Origin of the sequence: Armatimonas sp., from assembly GCF_031410135.1 — a bacterium.
Classification (GTDB): domain Bacteria; phylum Armatimonadota; class Armatimonadia; order Armatimonadales; family Armatimonadaceae; genus Armatimonas.
The window spans coordinates 1-1,803 of record NZ_JANNYP010000009.1 but is presented as its reverse complement, the minus strand read 5'-3'; the positions used below and the strand labels follow the sequence as shown (position 1 = coordinate 1,803).

Genomic DNA, 1,803 nt, shown 5'->3' with positions numbered 1-1,803 from the left:
CGCAAGGCCACCGAGAGGATTGGAAAGCTGCCCCGATACAACAGGGGTATTTGGGGAGTTTAAGGCAGCAAGAAGCGAGACGGCAAAAATAGCAGGGTTCATGATGCGAGCATTATACCTGCTCCCCTCCTCCCCCTGCCCCTCCTCCCAATTCTGGAGGAAGGGTAAAAATCTCCCCTTCCCTGTCCTGAGGGAAGGGGCTGGGGGATGGGTTCAGAGCCTCGGCGCGGGTGGCCTTAGCGGATCAGCGAAAGGCTGAACGCCCGTCGCCTTGGTCTTGCGGGCATAAACTTTCCCATCCTTGGTCAGTGCGTAGAGCGTGCTCCCCGACCACGCAAGCTGTGTCGTGGGCTCAAGCGACGGATTAACGATGATCCCGTTCACACGTCCCGCTTGATCGAGCACTTGGATCCCGAAAGGCGAAGCAACATAGAGCCAGCCGTTGGTATCCGTGACCATTCCGCCTGCATTGGACTTCGTCTCGCCGTAGTTCACGTAGACCTCATGGTACGGCTGCTGGTGCGCCAGAGAGCCGTCGGGCTGTATCTGGAAAGCATGGATAAAGCGCTCCGTCGCGCTGGAGACCATCAGAAGTGTCTGATCTGGTACCAGCGTAACGCCTGATGCATCCGGCACGTTTCCGACAACCTTGGGCTTGAGCTTGCTGTCTGCCGGGATCAGCCAGATATTGCCACTCGCGCTGGTCACATACGCATTGCCATTTTTCCCAACCACAACTTGGCGTGGCGCAGGAATCTTAACACTCGTGGTCTTTCCTGGAGAATTAAATGGGGCAATTTTCACTTGGTTGGTTCTTTCCTCAGTGGTGAAAATGCGACCATCCGAACTGTGTGCTAAACCCGAAGGGCCGCCCAGTGCCATAAAACCCCTTGAGGCGATGCCTGTAATTGCATCTAACCGATTTGGCTGATTTATTGGGAATTTATTCACCCAAGGGTCGGCGGCGGTGACGATCTTGGTGATGGGCTGCGGGGTGTCAGTTGGTGGGATGATGGGCGCGGGCCAGCCTTTCCAGATGAAGCGCAGGGCATCCGGGAAGAGCGCGTTGGACTGGACACCATCATGCCGCCCTTCGCCCCAGACCATCACGGTGTCGTACTTTGCAAATGCTAGGCCTGCCGCAAGGTCCATGTTGCCAATGGGCCAGCTCCCTGAGTAGATGTCCTGGTCGTTCTTGCCGTCTTGCTGGAAGACGCGAATCGGCTTAGGCTCGAACTTGCGAACCAGTGCGCCATAATTGGTCGCGCCTCTTAGATCTGTGTAGGAGCCGATAAAGCTAATCACGCGTCGGAAGGCATCGGGACGGAAGAACGCCGCCGTGAACGCCGCAATCCCCCCCGACGAGCCGCCCGCAATCGCGTGGTCGTTGGGGTCTTTGGAGAGATTGTACTTTTTGCCTACCTCAGGGAGGACTTCGTCAATCAGAAACTTGGCATAGCGGTCTGTTGGAGAGTCGTACTCATAGCTGCGGTTGTAGCGCGGCAGGCCATCTTCTTTGGCAGGTGGGACAACGCCGGGGGTGATAAAAATCCCAATCGTCACCGGAATCTCGCCCTTGGCGATAAGGTTGTCCAGCACCGTCGTGTCACGAAAACCGCCGCCATCTTGCATCACCAGAACACAGGCAGGCTTCTTCGGGTCGTACTGTGCCGGGATATAGAGCCGCATGTTGCGCTCCGTACCGGGAAACCACTTCGTACTGATAAATTTACTGCTCTCCGTGCGCCCTTGGGGCACCCCGGCCTGTTTCTCCGAGTCCGGTGTCAGTGGGTAGACATTCTG

At 57.0% G+C, this 1,803-nt stretch carries 1 protein-coding gene; it reads right to left on the bottom strand.

Annotated elements, in window-relative coordinates; genetic code table 11:
* Nucleotides 1–213 precede the first annotated feature (213 nt).
* Nucleotides 214–1,803 (bottom strand): alpha/beta hydrolase-fold protein (locus RMO15_RS00310; protein WP_309706796.1); only part of this gene is annotated, 1,590 nt, incomplete at its 5' end.